This window comes from Spirulina sp. CS-785/01 (assembly GCF_028330525.1).
Taxonomy (GTDB): domain Bacteria; phylum Cyanobacteriota; class Cyanobacteriia; order Cyanobacteriales; family Spirulinaceae; genus JAQMSD01.
Map to the genome: position 1 here is coordinate 19,535 of NZ_JAQMSD010000175.1, position 16,800 is coordinate 36,334.

Consider the following 16,800-nt stretch of genomic DNA (forward strand, 5'->3'; position numbering starts at 1 on the left):
AACACTATAATAAAAACTCGTGACAAGCCTATTTTCCCAAAATCGTGACCACTACACCTATTAATCCTTCACAAACTGCAACACAACCCGACTCCCTCGGTCGTTTCGGACAATTCGGCGGCAAATATGTCCCGGAAACTCTAATGCCTGCTTTGAGCGAGTTAGAAACCGCTTATCAACGCTACAAAAACGACCCGGAGTTTCTCGAAGAATTAAATGCTCTCCTGCGCGACTATGTGGGGAGAGCTAACCCTCTCTATTTTGCCGAGCGACTGACGGCCCATTATGGGAAACCGGACGGCACGGGCCCCCAAATTTACCTGAAACGGGAAGACCTCAACCATACGGGGGCCCACAAAATTAATAATGCTTTGGGTCAAGCTCTTTTAGCCCGTCGTATGGGCAAACAGCGCATTATTGCTGAAACAGGAGCAGGCCAACATGGGGTTGCTACGGCGACTGTGTGCGCCCGTTTTGGCTTAGACTGTGTGATTTATATGGGAGTCCAGGACATGGAGCGACAAGCGTTAAATGTCTTCCGAATGCGTCTCATGGGGGCGACGGTGCAACCTGTGGAAGCGGGGACGGGGACGCTCAAGGATGCGACTTCTGAAGCTATCCGCGACTGGGTGACGAATGTGGAGACGACCCATTATATTTTAGGGTCTGTGGCGGGTCCTCATCCCTATCCTATGATGGTGCGAGATTTTCATGGAGTTATTGGCCAGGAAACCCGTGAGCAATGTCAGGAGAAATGGGGCGGTTTGCCGGATATTCTCTTGGCCTGTGTGGGTGGGGGGTCCAATGCGATGGGGTTATTTTATGAGTTTGTGCGAGATGCTTCGGTGCGTTTAATTGGTGTTGAGGCTGCGGGTGAGGGGGAAGGCACGCTGAAACACGCGGCCACCCTGACGAAGGGCCGTCCTGGGGTGTTACACGGGGCGATGAGTTATTTGTTACAGGATGAGGAGGGCCAGGTGACGGAGGCTCATTCGATTAGTGCTGGGTTAGACTATCCTGGGGTGGGCCCGGAGCATAGTTATCTCAAGGATAGTCAACGGGCGGAGTATTACAGTGTTACGGATGCGGAGGCGGTGGAGGCGTTTCAGCGTTTATCCCGTTTGGAGGGTATTATTCCGGCGTTGGAAACGTCTCATGCGTTTGCCTATCTGGAGACGTTATGCCCTACGTTGGAGGGGAGTCCCCGTATTGTGATTAATTGCTCTGGCCGGGGGGATAAGGATGTGCAGACGGTGGCGAAGTATTTGGAGGGGAATGGGTAAGGGAGGTAAGAAATGGGGTTTCTTATGCTCGTTGGGGTTAATTCTTGCCATTTTATGCAGAAACCCGGTTTCTCGACTCCTAGACCTATCTGGGAAGTAAAAAATGATCCCCCCTAACCCCTCTTGAAAAGGGGGGAAAAGAATAAATAACATAACTAACAAATAATCCAAAAAATGACCAATTTAGATGATTTTCAAGTGTGCGAAGGTGATTTAGATGAGGAGACGTTTAAGCGGTATCAACAGGCGGATGTGTTGGCGGTGGATACGGAGACGATGGGGCTAATTCCACAGCGCGATCGCCTCTGTCTGGTTCAAGTTTGCGATGCCCAAGGATTAGTCACGGCAATTCCTATCGCCAAAGGGCAAACCACTGCCCCCTATTTAACTCAATTAATGGAGGATCAAAAGATTGTTAAAATTTTCCATTATGCCCGCTTTGATGTGGCACAATTTCAACACACTTTCGGGGTGTTAACTCAACCGATTTTTTGCACTAAAATTGCCAGCAAACTCGCTCGCACTTATACCTCTAGCCACGGTTTAAAGGCGTTGGTGCAGGAGTTAGAGGGGATTGAGTTAGATAAATCTTCTCAGAGTTCCGATTGGGGAAATGTCTCCAATTTATCTCTCGAACAGTTAAGTTATGCGGCTAATGATGTGCGCTATCTTATTAGTTTACGAGAGAAGTTAATGGAAATGTTGGGACGAGAAGAACGCTTGGAGTTAGCCTATCGTTGTTTTCAATGTCTTCCGGTGTTTGTTGATTTAGATTTAAGTCATTTTAAGGATATTTTTCAGCATAAGTAGTTTTGGGTGATGGGTAATGGGTAATTGGTAATGGGTAATTGGGGATTGGGGATTCAACACCTTAAACCCATCCTGACTCGATGGGATAACCAAAGGCTTGCCATGCGGCTACACCGCCCCGTAATTCGGAAACGTGAGTAAATCCGGCTTCCCGTAATTTTTCGGCTGCGTCTGCGGTTTCGGTGTCGCTGTTGCCGTAGATGTAAATATCCCGATCGCGCTCTAATAATTGCTCGATACGCTCCACTAATTCCCCCAGAGGAATGGGGATCGCGCCGACAATGTGACTGGTGTTGAAATCCTTGCGATCGCGCACGTCAATAATCGTCAACGCTGGCTCACCCCAGTCTAAACGGTATTTTAGCTCATCGGCACGGGATTTCGGTTGGAGGGGCGGTGGTGTGGGAAGAAAGTTTAGCATTTTTATACGGAGTAATCTCTACCTCTATTTTAAGAATTATAAAAATTTTTCGTGTAATCATTGACACTAAAATTAAATTATGCTCCAGAGATAGTCTGCGGTTTTTGCTGTTGTGAAGATATATTGATGTCAGAGACACTGAAAACAATGGAGGCCGGATCAGCATCTCACTGTATCTCACCGTGAATGGCCGATCTCCCCCCATTGTCTCAAGACTCCAAGCAATCATCAGGGTGCCAATGAATCGACAACAAAACACAAGAGTCAGGGACGACTTACCAACCCTGGCCCAAGGAGGATTTTTGGATGTGGCGCGGATTTCGGACTTCCCTCCCCCTTATTCTGGGTTTAGTGATCATTGCCTTCCTTTGGGTCGTCCCCCTACAAGCACAACACCCCCTTAATCCCATCACCCTTAACCAAAATTGGCAATATCGCCTAGGGGACTCCCCCACCAACGCCAAAGGACTCCCCCAACTGTTGGATGAGTCTCCCACCTCTGCGGACTGGCAACCCTTATCCGTCCCCAGTCACCTGGAAATCCCCCCAGGGACTAACTTTTTTTGGTTAGCCATCCCCCTCCCCAGCAAAAACTGGTCTTCTCCCAGTCTGTATTTACGGGGAATTCCTCATATTTTAGAAGGCTATTTTCAAGGCCAACCCCTCTTTACCTTCAAGGGAGTGGATGCAGACAACAACCTCATTCACAGTGAAGGGGCCTTCCCCATCATTTCCTTACCCGACCCCTTACCCCAAGACACCCTTTATTTGCGGGTTCATACCGATGAAGCATTAAGAATCCCCCTCGGTTATACCGGGCTTCCCTTAATCGGCAATAAACCCGATCTCATTCGTCATTTTTTCCTCGCCGATAGCTTACAAATTGCCCTCGGTTTTCTCTTTGTATTTTGCGGCATTTTCCCCCTCGCCATCTCCCTCTATAAACGAGTTAATAACCTCTATACAGCCTTCGGGTTATTTAACCTCGTGCTGGGCATTTATACCCTCACCTTCTCCAATGTTGTGAGATTAATTTTAAACTACGGAATGGCTGTCACCTTCATTCATCACAGTGCATTCCATTTATTACCCAGTATTATTTTAATTTTCTATGAACAAGCCTTCAGTCGAGAAAACCACAATATTATCCGGCGACTGTGGCAAATTCATCTTTTTTATGCTCCCTTAGCCTTAATTTTGGCTGGCAAGGGACTTATTACTTGGAATGAAGCCGCCCTCCCCACCCAGTTTTTAGGGATTTTTAGTGCCTTCTGTCTCATCTTTTTCGCTTGTAAAAATGCCCTCAAAGGGAAACCCGAAGCCAAAATCTTTACTATGGGCTTTTCGAGCTTTTTAATTGCCGCTATTCATGATATAATTGTCTATGTTTTCCCTAAATTGTTTATCGGGCTACGTCTTTTCCCTTGGGGAATGTTACTGCTTATTTTTTGCCTTGCGTTAATCCTAGAAAGACGCTTCACCCATGCCCAAAATTACTTAAAAATTTACAATAAATCCCTGCAACGATTTGTCCCCTATGAATTTTTTGAAGCCTTAGAAAAAGAAAGCATCATTGATGTAAAATTAGGGGATCAAGTCCAGAAAGAAATGGGGATTTTATTTTCGGATATTCGCTCTTTTACCAGTATTTCCGAAAGTATGCCCCCCAAAGATAATTTTAACTTTTTGAATGCCTATTTAAGTCAGGTGGGGCCAGTCATTCGGCAAAATCATGGCTTTATTGACAAATATATTGGGGATGCAGTCATGGCACTCTTTCCCAACTCCCCAGAAGATGCCATGAATGCAGCATTAGCAATGCAGCAACAGGTTCAAGAATTTAATGCAGTGAGTCAGGAAAAAGGCTATCCTAATATTAATATTGGCATTGGGGTTCATTGGGGCAGTTTAATGTTAGGAACAATTGGGGAAATTCAACGAATGGAAACCACTGTTATTGCCGATGCGGTGAATTTAGCCTCTCGTTTAGAAGACTCTACAAAGCAGTATTATGCAAGTTTTTTGGTGAGTGATGAAATGCTGAACAAATTAGCCAATCCAGCACAATATTGCTATCGGTTTTTAGGGCAAATTTTAGTAAAAGGAAAGCGAGAGCCTGTTGGGGTTTATGAAATTTACGATCATGATCCTCCAGCGTTAAAGGCATTTAAAACAGAAACGAAAGAACAGTTTGAGATGGCGATTCAGTTTTATGGGATGGGTAAGTTTAAGGAAGCTAAAGCGATTTTTCAAGAGTTATGGGGAATAAGTTCCCAAGATAGGGTGGTTTGGGTGTTTTTATTTGTGTTATTACAGAAGGTGTAATGGGGGGGGTGTTGTCGGTTGTGTGGAGCGTCGCGTAACCCAACATTAGGAAGGTTTATAATTATCTTTGTGTAAGCTCTAAAGAGCTTACTATGAACAGATAAAAGCTAATTTTTGCCCCAATAAGCTGTTCGTTATCTAAACCAAAATATCAAGAATTCCAAAAATCCCGTAATGCGACCATCTTGGTCGCTACGGTATCCCAATTTAAAGGTGTGACGGCTTAACCAACAACCAATAACCAACTACAAATAACCAATAACCAATTAACCCCTAATTTTGATGAGGGGGAATGCCGAAGGGGAAATCAAAAATAACTTGGTTGAGTTCGTTGCGGAGGATGGCTTCGGACTGTTCATCCTCTAGGCGTTGAGCAACGGCAATGGCGTTATTATACAAATTCTGCGCTTGTTGTCGTTCGCCTAAACCTGCATAATATTTGGCGTATAAGTGTAAAGCCGCTAATTCTTGGGATAAGTTGTCTGTAGCTCGCGCTAATGTTACCCATTCATCTAAGGCTTCAAAGGCCGGACTTAATAACCCGGTTTTCACATAAGAAATGGACAACCCGCGTAAGGCGCGAAAATGGTTGTGAAGATCATTACTTTCTTGGGCATACCATCGGGCTAAACGGTACTCCGGTAAGGCTAAGTCGTGTTTCCCCCAGGCTTGATAGGTATCTCCGGCATTGTTGAGGGTGTTGGCTTGGCCGGAATAGTCATTAAACCGCCGACGGAATTCTAAGGCGCGTCTGTACCGTTTAATGGCGACGGCATATTGTCCTTCACGGGTGGCTAATAAGCCTAAATTACTTACACTGAGGGCAATGCCTTCTTGACTGTCAATACTTTGGGCAATGTCTAGGGCTTGTTGAAAACTCGCCCCAGCCCCGTCTAAATTTTGATTAAACAGGAGAACAGTCCCTAAATGGTTTAAGGCATCCACTTGGCCGCGAAAGTCCTCTAAGTCTCGTAATACAGCTAAACGACGGCGGATATAATATTCGGCTTTGGCATATTGTCCCAATTGACTGTAACCGTTGCCTAATGCTTCGGCTGCGGTGGCTAGGGCGGCATCATCTCGAATTTGTTCATAGAGGTCTAGGGCCCCTTCCCAGAGTAATACAGCCCGTTCGTAGTCGCCACGGGCGGCGGCTTGGCGGCCTTGACGGACTAAAAAATCGGCTTCGTTGCGGAGCGTTCCGGTTTCCGTGTTGCCTGGGAAGCTCTCGCCTTCTGGTCCCAAGGGGGAGTCGGCCCCCGGAATTAATAATTGTTGGTCTAAGTTATCGACGGCCTGAGCGACAACTCCAGAGGGAAACAGTAAACTCAGACTAGATATGATGCCCCATAGCCCAATTAATTTAAGATTCATGGTCAAAATCAGTAATCAGTAATCAGTAATCAGTAATCAGCGTCTGAAGGGAACAGGGAACTCCGGAACTGGGAACAGGGAATAGGAAGGTTTTACCCTTACCCTAAAAAAAAGGTCAGAAACTAATCACAGTAAGCCTTTCAGTTAATTTTAAGTGATTTTAGTTTCACCGAGAGTAATCCCTTCCCAGAAACCCCCGACTCTCCCCCAAAACTGGAAGAAGTTCCGGATGAAAAAGGGTCTCCCCTGAATCCCCAAGCCTTGCCAAAATTAAATCAACCTAAAAAAAATCATCCAGAGTCATGAAATCCGAAAAATTGGTGCGCCATTCTCCTTTTCCCCTGTCTCCGAGAGGATAAGTTGGTGAAACCCTTATCTTAGTAGCTTTTCACCTCTTGCCTTTCTCAAGCCCTTCCTCAACTGAATGGGGGTAAACCCTTAAAAATCCCATAAGTTTTTGTTCATTACAGTTGCAGTGATCACAATTTGCTATTCCCACTTGTCCAACTTTCGGGTAAGATAACAGAGCGAACTTTGTGCAAAAGTCAGCAGCCCGGTTAAAAAACCGGGATTCCCAGAACTCAATCCCTATTGGGGAATGGCGAATCTATTTGCCTGAGTCGTTTTTTCTACCCGTTTTTCAAAACGGATTTTCCGAAGTTACAACTTTATACTCATGACTGCAACCATCACACCTCCCAAACACGAAATTAAAGACATTAACCTTGCTACTCAAGGGAAACAACGGATTGAATGGGCTGGACGGGAAATGCCCGTACTGAGCCAGATTCAAGATCGTTTTGCCCAAGAGAAACCTTTCACTGGGATTCGCTTGGTTGCTTGCTGTCACGTTACTACAGAAACAGCCCATCTAGCGATCGCGCTAAACAAAGGGGGAGCAGACGCGATGTTAATCGCTAGTAACCCCCTCTCTACTCAAGATGATGTTGCTGCGGCCTTAGTTGCGGAGTACGGAATTCCTGTTTTTGCCATCAAAGGGGAAGATAACGAAACTTATCACCGTCACGTCCAAACCGCTTTAGACCATCGTCCCAACATCATTATTGACGATGGAAGCGACGTGACCGCTACATTAATTCAGGAACGTCAAAACCAATTATCCGAAATCATCGGGACCACCGAAGAAACCACCACCGGAATTGTCCGCTTACAAGCCATGTTCAAAGATGGGGTTCTCTCCTTCCCCGCCATGAACGTCAACGATGCGGACACCAAACACTTCTTCGATAACCGCTATGGGACCGGGCAATCCACCATGGACGGCATTATCCGCGCCACCAACATCCTCTTAGCCGGGAAAACCGTGGTAGTATCCGGTTATGGCTGGTGTGGTAAAGGGGCAGCCCTCCGCGCCCGTGGGTTAGGCGGTAATGTGGTCGTCACCGAAATCGATCCCACCCGTGCCATTGAAGCTATCATGGACGGTTTCCGCGTCATGCCTATGTCCGAAGCCGCGAAACAAGGGGATGTGTTCATCACCGTCACCGGGAATAAGCACGTGATCCGCCCTGAGCATTTCGATGTGATGAAAGACGGTGCGATCGTTTGTAACTCTGGTCACTTCGACTTAGAGATCGATCTGAAATCCTTACGGGAAAAAGCTACGGAAGTTAAAGAAGTTCGGAACTTCACCCAACAATATATCCTTCCCAGTGGCAAATCCGTGATCGTCTTGGGGGAAGGTCGTTTAATCAACTTAGCGGCTGCTGAAGGACACCCCAGCGCGGTAATGGATATGAGCTTCGCTAACCAAGCCTTAGCTTGTGAATACTTAGTGAAAAACAAAGGCAGCTTACAGCCTGGTTTACACTCCATTCCCGAAGAAGTGGACAAAGAAATCGCGGCTCTGAAACTCAAAGCCATGGGAATCGCAATTGATACCCTCACCCCGGATCAAATTGAGTACATCAATTCCTGGACCGTGGGAACCTAGGTTGAAGCCTGAGTGGCGGCACGACAGGAGAGTAAGATGAGAGTAAAATTTTTCTTTGACTCTTGCAAATTTGGGGGCGAAGGACTCTAGACTAAAATCAGGGTCCATCATAACCAACCTAAATCATGACTCCTGTCAACCCTTCTCCACTCAATTCCTCGGGGCGATCTAAGATCGCCCCCCAACAGCCAGATTCTAGCCCTGCCCATGATTCTCAAGCCTCCCCAGACCTGAAAGAACAACTCTTGTCTTACAGTCATAACAAGTTTACGGGTAAACTCTCCCTACAACTGGTGACGGGTGAACAATGGGAGTTGTATTTTAGTTTAGGGCGATTGGTTTGGGCAACGGGTGGCTTTCATCCCGTCCGCCGTTGGTTACGTCAGCTTTGGCGGTGTTGTCCAGATATTTCCCCTTCTCAGCTTAATTTACGTCGCTCTGATCGTTGGGAATGTTGGGATTATCAAGTGTTGGCCGTATTAATTCAGCGTCAACTGTCCCCTACAAAAGCAGTTGTGGCGGCCATGTTAGGGATGATCACAGAAGTTCTCTTTGATATATCCCAAACTTGGGAGTTAACCTCCCGTAAGAAGAAATTACAACGCAATCCTAAAAGTCGTCACACCCATAAACCTCTGTACCGACTGACTCCCTATCCAGGGGTGCGGCCTTCCCACTCTAGCATTTTGCCCCAGAGTTCCACTTGGTCTTTAGAGGCGGCCTTTTTACAAATAGAGTTAGTCTGGGAACAATGGTCTCAGGCCACCCTCTACAAATATTCGCCTAATTTCGCACCCGTTATTACTGATCCCTCTCAACTGCAAGAATACGCACCAGAAGCGACGTATCAGAATTTACGGAAATTATTAAACGGACAACGAACTTTGCGGGATGTGGCCATTCTCTGTGAACAGGATTTATTGACGGTGAGTTGTTCCCTACTGCCTTATATTCATCGTCATTTGATTCAATTGACTCGCATCCCTGACTTACCCTGTCCAGAATTTCAGGGTAAACCTGCTGTTATGTTGCGGAAAGAGGGACTTTGGGAATGGACTGAACCTACTGAACCCACCTTAATTGCCACATTGGTAGAGGATGAGGAACACCGTCAGACCTTGGATGAGATTTCCGATTGGTTTCATTATCGGACGGTTGCGATCGCTAGTAATAAATCCCCTCTCCCCGTCCTCCTCCAACAACAACCCAATTTAATTGTCTTAGAGAATAGCCAATCTGTCACCAATAGTTACGATCTCTGCTCGAAAATACGCGCTTCAGCCAGTTTTCAGCAAACCCCCATCATTATTCTGACTGACAAGAGTAATATGATTGACCGAGTACGGGCCAAGTTTGCGGGGGTAACAGATTTCTTGGTGAAACCCATTACCCCCGAAAAAGTGAAAGCACTCTTTGATCAATATCTCTCAGATACTGCTTCTGATGCTAGTCCAGATTAGAGTTTGCAGTGACATCACGGTTTGCTGTTTCTGTTTCCTCTATCTTCTCCTCTTGCTGAGGTTCAGCATTAGTTTCACTCTCTGCTGCTTCCTCAGTGGTTTCAGTGGACTGAGATTCAGCATTAGTTTCACTCTCTGCTGCTTCCTCAGTGGTTTCAGTGGACTGAGATTCAGCATTAGTTTCACTGTCTGACGATTCCTCAGTGGTTTCAGTGGACTGAGATTCAGCATTCACATCACTCTCTGACGATTCCTCAGAGGTTTCAGTGGACTGAGATTCAGCATTCACCTCACTCTCTGCTGCTTCTGTTTCCTCTGTCAGTCCCCCTTGCTGAGATTCAGAATTAGCTTCACTCTCTGATTCTACCTGGTCAGAGTCCTCCATCTCCTCCCCAGATTGAGCTTTAGAACTCGACTCTGTTTCCTCTGTTTTCGGTTCAACCGTGAGAGGATCAGTAATTACCGTGTCGCTTTTTGGTTCAATCTGAGGGAGAGGGGTTTCTTCTTCACGACGCAAAATTCGATCAAAAAACCGTTGAATGGGATTGCGTTTTGTCGCAGGTTGGTCTTTCTCTGGACTTTCCTCGGTTTCCTCGGAGGGAGTGGCCGCTGTGTCACTGTCTCCTGTGTCCGCAGGTTCGGTTACTGGGGTCGTTTTTTCAACGGTTTCCGGTTGTTCTTCCCCTTCAGAGGGGATTGTTTCTGCTTCTTCTCCGGTTTCCGTTTCTTGGACGCTTTCCGGTTCAGTGGCTTCAGTTTCCGGGGTTTCAACCGCTTCAGGGGTTGTTTCTGGTTCTTCTACTGTTTCCGGTTCAGTGGATTGAGTTTCGGTGTCTTCTCCCTCGGTTTCTACTTTTTCGGGTTCAGTGGGTTTTGGGGTTGCTTTTTCTCCTGTTTCTGCTTCTTCTAAGGTTTCTGGTTCAGTTTCAGGTTGTTCAACTGCTTCAGGAGTGGTTTCCGCTTCTTCTACGGTTTCGGGTTGTTCAACTGCTTCAGGAGTGGTTTCCGCTTCCTCTACGGTTTCGGGTTGTTCAACTGCTTCAGGAGTGGTTTCCGCTTCTTCTACGGTTTCGGATTCAGTTTCGGGTTCGGGTTCTTTTTGGTAGTCGGGATCAACAATCGCTTGTGCATCTGCAACTGCAATTTCACCCCGGACTAATTTTGAGAGGGGGTCCTCCCCTTGGGGGTGATAGTTCACTACCCGCACTGTATTGTTATATTCATTGGCAACAGGATTGCCCTGTTCATCGAGAAAATCTAATTTAACCCAGTTTGTCCCTTCTTTAAACCCGCTTAAATAAATGGGTTGCCATTGGTCAAGGTAAAAACTTTTGCCGTTCACGGTGACTTGTACTCGCCAATCTCCAATGGGATCATCGGCCTGATCTTGGCCAACTAGACGTAAGGGGGCGTTGGTGAGGTAAAAATCAAGCAAAATGGGTTCTGCCCCATAGTCTCCTTGAGGACTGTTATAGGTGAGGAGAGGTAATTGGGGATCAGGATTATTGTCTCTAGATGGGGCAAATAGATGAAAAGTGGTTTGAGCATAGGCCCCTTCGTTTTTGAAACTCTCATGCCAAGGCCGGGAGGCAAAGACGCGCAGAGTATGAGTTCCGGGTTCTAAGTCGGAGAAAACGAGGGGAGTTTCGAGGTTATAAACCTCTTGGGGGGGGTGGTTGTCGAGAATGACCTCTAAATGAGGCCCCAATTGTAGGGTTTCGTCTCGGAAGATGGGGAGATCGGAGACTTGTAATTGGACTTCAACCGTTGTGTCGCTGAGGACTTGGTTGGGTTGGGGGGTGGTAATTTCAACTTGGGGCTGATAGTCGTCGAGTTGGAGATTAAGTTGTTGTAGGGGTCTTGGGGGGGCTGCTTCAGCTAAGGTCGTTTGACCCTGGGGGGTTTGGTCGGAGGGGGTTGAGGATTCAATGCGATCGCTACAACCGACCAACCCCCAACTGACGACACCGATTAAGCATCCCAAGAACAGTCGGGGAAGGATTTTGCGCCACACAATCTGACTCACGATGTTGTTTTCTCCTATACAACCGTTAGGCATCTATCTCAAGGTTGATTTCTGTTTAGTTTCTCAAAGATCGGGGCAGAAAATCTAGTACAGCTTGGAGTACCGTTTCTTGACCCCCTCTAATCTGAAACAAATTATTGCATTTTGTAACAAAAGCGTCAGACTTCCTTGACTTTTGAGGCGATAACTTAGCCCTATAAGCCCGAATTACGGGAGAATTGAGCGAAGTTTAAATATTGTTAACTTGAGTGAACAATAAGGGAAACCAACCTTTATCATCTACTGTTAAGCGTTGCGCTCCCAACTTCTTTAACAATTCCATCCAAAGATGAGTATTCACTTATTCAAAAGGATGCTAAAAATTGATAAAGAGGAAAGGGGCGAACCAAAAAGGGTTCCCTGAGTACCCGAATATTTTCACCCACCAGGGAAAACATTCATTTTTTGTTCGTTGTCTAGGGAGGAGAACCCTCATGACAATCAGTCCTCCAGAAAGAGAGGCAAAAGTAAAGGTATCCGTCGATAAAGACCCCGTTCCTACTTCCACAGAGAAGTGGGGTAAGCCGGGTCACTTCCGTCGTGATCTAGCGAAAGGTCCCAAAACCACCACTTGGATTTGGAACCTCCACGCCGACGCTCACGACTTCGATAGTCAAACAAGCGATCTAGAAGAAATATCGCGCAGAATTTTTAGTGCGCACTTTGGACACCTCGCGGTGGTCTTCGTTTGGTTAAGCGGGATGTACTTCCACGGTGCTCGCTTCTCCAACTACACAGCGTGGTTACAAGACCCCACCAACATTAAGCCCAGCGCTCAAGTGGTTTGGCCGATTGTGGGTCAAGACATCTTGAATGCGGACGTAGGGGGTGGCTTCCACGGGATTCAGATCACCTCTGGATTCTTCTATCTGTGGAGAGCCTCCGGCTTCACCAATGAGTTTCAACTCTACTGCACCGCCATCGGTGGCTTGGTGATGGCTGCGTTATGCGTGTTCGCAGGTTGGTTTCACTACCACAAACGCGCTCCGAAACTGGAATGGTTCCAGAATGTAGAATCCATGCTGAACCATCACCTCTCGGTGTTACTCGGTTGTGGTTCTTTAGGATGGGCAGGACACCAAATTCACGTTTCTTTGCCCGTCAATAAGCTGCTCAATTCTGGCGTAGCTCCAGAGGATATTCCTCTGCCCCATGAGTTCATCTTAAATTCCAGCCTCATGGCCGAGCTATATCCTAGTTTTGCAGAAGGACTCAAGCCATTTTTCACCCTAAATTGGGGCGTTTATAGTGACTTCCTGACCTTCAAAGGTGGATTAAACCCCGTTACTGGTGGTTTGTGGTTATCTGATACGGCTCACCATCACCTAGCGATCGCAGTTCTGTTCATCATTGCAGGACATATGTATCGCACCAACTGGGGCATTGGTCACAGCATCAAAGAAATCTTAGAAGCTCATAAAGGGCCCTTCACAGGTGAAGGTCACAAAGGACTCTACGAAATCTTGACTACCTCATGGCACGCGCAATTAGCGTTAAACCTAGCCATGTTAGGGTCTTTGACCATCATCGTCGCCCATCATATGTACGCCATGCCGCCCTATCCGTACATGGCGACCGACTACGGCACCCAATTATCTCTCTTTACCCACCATATGTGGATTGGAGGATTCCTAATCGTTGGTGCAGGGGCTCACGCCGCCATCTACATGGTGCGTGACTACGACCCCGCGAAAAACGTCGATAACTTGTTAGACCGCGTGATTCGTCACCGGGATGCAATTATCTCCCACCTGAACTGGGTCTGCATTTTCTTAGGCTTCCACAGCTTCGGGCTGTACGTCCACAACGACACCATGCGTGCCTTTGGACGGCCTCAAGATATGTTCTCGGACACCGGGATTCAACTTCAGCCGATCTTCGCCCAATGGGTGCAGAACCTGCACACCTTAGCTCCTGGCGGAACGGCCCCCAACGCCTTAGAACCGGCCAGTTATGCCTTTGGCGGTAGCGTTGTCGCCGTCGGTGGTAAAGTCGCCATGATGCCCATCACCTTGGGGACAGCCGACTTCATGGTTCACCATATCCATGCCTTCACCATCCACGTCACCGCGCTCATCCTCCTCAAAGGGGTACTCTATGCTCGGAGTTCCCGTTTAATTCCCGACAAATCCGAACTCGGTTTCCGCTTCCCTTGCGACGGTCCGGGTCGGGGTGGAACTTGCCAAGTCTCTGGTTGGGACCACGTATTCCTCGGCTTATTCTGGATGTACAACTCCCTCTCCATCGTCATCTTCCACTTCAGTTGGAAAATGCAGTCGGATGTATGGGGAACCGTGTCTCCAGACGGTAATGTGTCTCACATCACCGCCGGAAACTTCGCGCAGAGTGCGATCACCATTAATGGTTGGTTGCGTGACTTCCTCTGGGCGCAATCCTCCCAGGTCATTACCTCCTATGGTTCTGCCCTGTCCGCTTATGGCATCATGTTCTTAGCGGGTCACTTCATCTTTGCCTTCAGCTTAATGTTCCTGTTCAGTGGTCGCGGCTACTGGCAAGAGCTGATCGAGTCCATCGTTTGGGCCCACAACAAGCTGAAAGTCGCTCCCGCTATCCAACCTCGTGCTTTGAGCATCGTTCAAGGACGCGCTGTTGGGGTAGCACACTACCTCCTAGGAGGCATTGTCACCACTTGGGCATTCTTCTTAGCCCGAATTATCTCAGTCGGTTGAATATCCGAGTGAAAACGGTACAATCTAAGCTAAATCCTGGATTCAAAACCGCTTTTCAATCCGCTTTACTCCTTCACCGGACTCCGGTTCGGTGGGGAGAAACAAAACAAACCATGAGCAGCACGTCTGCATGAGTCTCAAATACGTCAGGTAGGAGAATTTCCTAAAAAGGTTTATGGCAACTAAATTTCCAAAGTTTAGCCAAGATCTCGCCCAAGACCCGACAACACGCCGGATCTGGTACGGGATTGCCACAGCCCACGACTTTGAAAGTCATGATGGGATGACTGAGGAAAATCTGTATCAAAAGATTTTCGCTTCCCACTTCGGTCACATCGCCATCATCTTCCTGTGGACTTCTGGCACGCTATTCCACGTCGCTTGGCAAGGTAACTTCGAGCAATGGATCAAAGATCCCTTAAACGTTAGTCCAATTGCTCACGCTATTTGGGATCCGCAATTTGGAGAAGGCGCAGTAGATGCGTTCACCCAAGCTGGTGCGTCTAATCCAGTTAACATCGCCTATTCGGGGGTTTACCACTGGTTCTACACCATTGGGATGACCAGCAATAATGACCTCTATCAAGGGTCGATCTTCCTGCTGTTATTGTCCGCCGTGATGTTATTTGCAGGTTGGTTACACCTGCAACCCAAGTTCCGTCCTAGCTTGTCTTGGTTTAAGCAAGCAGAACACCGCCTCAACCACCACTTGGCTGCGTTGTTTGGGGTGAGTTCCTTAGCTTGGGCGGGTCACTTGATTCACGTGGCAATTCCTGAATCCCGTGGGGTTCACGTGGGTTGGGACAACTTCCTGTCGGTGAAACCTCACCCCGCAGGACTGGCTCCCTTCTTCACCGGAAACTGGGGCGTTTATGCTCAGAATCCCGACACCGCTAACCACATCTTCGGGACTTCTGAAGGGGCAGGAACGGCTATCTTGACCTTCTTGGGTGGCTTCCATCCTCAAACCGAATCGCTGTGGCTGACCGACATGGCTCACCACCACCTAGCGATCGCGGTTCTGTTCATCGTTGCCGGACATATGTACCGCACCAACTTTGGAATTGGTCACAGCATCAAAGAAATGCTCAATTCTAAAGCCGGACTGTTCGGTGGCAAGAGCGAAGGTCAATTTAACCTGCCTCACCAAGGGTTGTATGACACCATCAACAACTCCTTGCACTTCCAGTTAGCACTGGCACTGGCTTCCTTGGGAACTGTAACCTCTCTGGTTGCACAACATATGTATTCCTTGCCGCCTTATGCGTTTATCGCCAAGGACTACACCACCCAAGCAGCACTTTATACCCACCACCAGTACATCGCTGGCTTCCTGATTGTTGGGGCATTCGCTCACGGCGCGATCTTCTTAGTCCGTGACTATGATCCCGAACAAAACAAAGGAAACGTTTTAGACCGGGTACTGCAACACAAAGAAGCAATCATCTCCCACTTGAGTTGGGTGTCCCTGTTCTTAGGGTTCCACACCTTGGGACTGTACGTTCACAACGACGTAGTGGTGGCATTCGGTACACCTGAAAAACAAATCCTCATTGAGCCTGTCTTTGCTCAATTCATTCAAGCGGCTCACGGGAAAGCCCTTTACGGCATGGATGTGTTACTGTCGAACCCCGATAGTATTGCCTCCACTGCTTATCCCAACTACGCGAACGTTTGGTTGCCTGGTTGGCTCGATGCCATCAATGACGGAGCGAACTCCTTGTTCCTCACCATTGGGCCGGGAGACTTCTTGGTTCACCATGCGATCGCTTTAGGACTGCACACCACCACCTTAATCTTAGTGAAAGGTGCGTTAGATGCTCGTGGTTCTAAATTAATGCCCGACAAAAAAGACTTCGGGTACTCCTTCCCTTGTGATGGTCCTGGACGGGGCGGTACTTGCGACATCTCCGCGTGGGATGCCTTCTACCTCGCCGTGTTCTGGATGTTAAACACCTTGGGTTGGTTAACCTTCTACTGGCACTGGAAACACCTCTCCGTGTGGACAGGTAACGTAGCACAGTTTAACGAGAACTCCACCTACTTAATGGGTTGGTTCCGGGATTACCTCTGGGCGAACTCCGCACAGTTAATCAACGGCTACAACCCCTACGGTGTGAATAACCTGTCTGTCTGGGCTTGGATGTTCCTCTTCGGACACTTAGTTTGGGCGACTGGCTTCATGTTCCTCATCTCTTGGCGCGGTTACTGGCAAGAGTTGATCGAAACCGTGGTTTGGGCCCACGAACGCACTCCTCTGGCGAACCTGGTTCGTTGGAAAGACAAGCCCGTGGCGCTCTCCATCGTTCAAGCTCGTTTGGTAGGGTTAGCTCACTTCTCGGTGGGTTACATCTTCACCTACGCCGCCTTCTTGATAGCTTCAACGGCCTCGAAGTTCGGTTAACTAGCGAGTTAAAT

10 protein-coding genes are annotated in these 16,800 nt (G+C 47.8%); 7 read left to right on the plus strand and 3 right to left on the minus strand.

Annotated elements, in window-relative coordinates; all coding sequences use genetic code 11:
- Positions 1-44 precede the first annotated feature (44 nt).
- A complete protein-coding gene (gene trpB, locus PN462_RS11515; RefSeq protein ID WP_272128364.1) occupies positions 45-1,283 on the plus strand; it encodes a tryptophan synthase subunit beta in 1,239 nt (412 codons plus the stop codon).
- A 174-nt stretch (positions 1,284-1,457) separates the two neighbouring features.
- Complete coding sequence (locus PN462_RS11520; protein WP_272128366.1) at positions 1,458-2,093, plus strand: ribonuclease H-like domain-containing protein; 636 nt, start codon at positions 1,458-1,460, stop codon at positions 2,091-2,093.
- A gap of 61 nt (positions 2,094-2,154) precedes the next feature.
- Here PN462_RS11520 and PN462_RS11525 read toward each other — a convergent pair whose 3' ends face one another.
- Positions 2,155-2,514: a rhodanese-like domain-containing protein gene (locus PN462_RS11525; protein WP_272128367.1), complete on the minus strand. Its 360-nt coding sequence runs from the start codon at positions 2,512-2,514 to the stop codon at positions 2,155-2,157.
- A 306-nt stretch (positions 2,515-2,820) separates the two neighbouring features.
- Here PN462_RS11525 and PN462_RS11530 point away from each other — a divergent pair, with 306 nt between their 5' ends.
- A complete protein-coding gene (locus PN462_RS11530; protein ID WP_272128369.1) occupies positions 2,821-4,839 on the plus strand; it encodes an adenylate/guanylate cyclase domain-containing protein in 2,019 nt (672 codons plus the stop codon).
- Positions 4,840-5,112: 273 nt separating this feature from the next.
- On the opposite strand, the gene PN462_RS11535 is transcribed toward PN462_RS11530, so the two are convergent.
- Positions 5,113-6,213: a tetratricopeptide repeat protein gene (locus PN462_RS11535; protein ID WP_272128371.1), complete on the minus strand. Its 1,101-nt coding sequence runs from the start codon at positions 6,211-6,213 to the stop codon at positions 5,113-5,115.
- A gap of 676 nt (positions 6,214-6,889) precedes the next feature.
- Between PN462_RS11535 and ahcY the strand changes: the two genes are divergently transcribed.
- Together ahcY and PN462_RS11545 are read left to right on the plus strand one after the other, a co-directional pair.
- Positions 6,890-8,167 (plus strand): adenosylhomocysteinase, encoded by a 1,278-nt coding sequence (gene ahcY, locus PN462_RS11540; protein WP_272128373.1) that lies wholly within the window; start codon positions 6,890-6,892, stop codon positions 8,165-8,167.
- Between the two features lie 125 nt (positions 8,168-8,292).
- On the plus strand, positions 8,293-9,627 hold the full coding sequence (locus PN462_RS11545) for a response regulator (RefSeq protein ID WP_272128375.1): 1,335 nt from the start codon (positions 8,293-8,295) through the stop codon (positions 9,625-9,627).
- On the opposite strand, the gene PN462_RS11550 is transcribed toward PN462_RS11545, so the two are convergent.
- Positions 9,614-11,653, minus strand: coding sequence for a hypothetical protein (locus PN462_RS11550; RefSeq protein WP_272128376.1), 2,040 nt, complete (start codon positions 11,651-11,653; stop codon positions 9,614-9,616). The genes PN462_RS11545 and PN462_RS11550 overlap by 14 nt on opposite strands.
- Positions 11,654-12,126: 473 nt before the next feature.
- Between PN462_RS11550 and psaA the strand changes: the two genes are divergently transcribed.
- Positions 12,127-14,382: a photosystem I core protein PsaA gene (psaA, locus tag PN462_RS11555; protein ID WP_272128377.1), complete on the plus strand. Its 2,256-nt coding sequence runs from the start codon at positions 12,127-12,129 to the stop codon at positions 14,380-14,382.
- Positions 14,383-14,557: 175 nt separating this feature from the next.
- Positions 14,558-16,786 carry a photosystem I core protein PsaB gene (gene psaB / locus PN462_RS11560; protein ID WP_272128378.1) on the plus strand — a complete coding sequence of 743 codons (2,229 nt, stop codon included), beginning with the start codon at positions 14,558-14,560 and terminating at the stop codon, positions 16,784-16,786.
- Positions 16,787-16,800 lie beyond the last annotated feature (14 nt).

Bases quoted from the DNA above. Each gene is read 5' to 3' on its own strand.
- PN462_RS11545 (WP_272128375.1), top strand. From the start codon at position 8,293: ATGACTCCTGTCAACCCTTCTCCACTCAATTCCTCGGGGCGATCTAAG.
- ahcY (WP_272128373.1), top strand. From the start codon at position 6,890: ATGACTGCAACCATCACACCTCCCAAACACGAAATTAAAGACATTAAC.
- PN462_RS11520 (WP_272128366.1), top strand. From the start codon at position 1,458: ATGACCAATTTAGATGATTTTCAAGTGTGCGAAGGTGATTTAGATGAG.
- PN462_RS11525 (WP_272128367.1), bottom strand. From the start codon at position 2,514: ATGCTAAACTTTCTTCCCACACCACCGCCCCTCCAACCGAAATCCCGT.
- PN462_RS11530 (WP_272128369.1), top strand. From the start codon at position 2,821: ATGTGGCGCGGATTTCGGACTTCCCTCCCCCTTATTCTGGGTTTAGTG.
- psaA (WP_272128377.1), top strand. From the start codon at position 12,127: ATGACAATCAGTCCTCCAGAAAGAGAGGCAAAAGTAAAGGTATCCGTC.
- PN462_RS11535 (WP_272128371.1), bottom strand. From the start codon at position 6,213: ATGAATCTTAAATTAATTGGGCTATGGGGCATCATATCTAGTCTGAGT.
- psaB (WP_272128378.1), top strand. From the start codon at position 14,558: ATGGCAACTAAATTTCCAAAGTTTAGCCAAGATCTCGCCCAAGACCCG.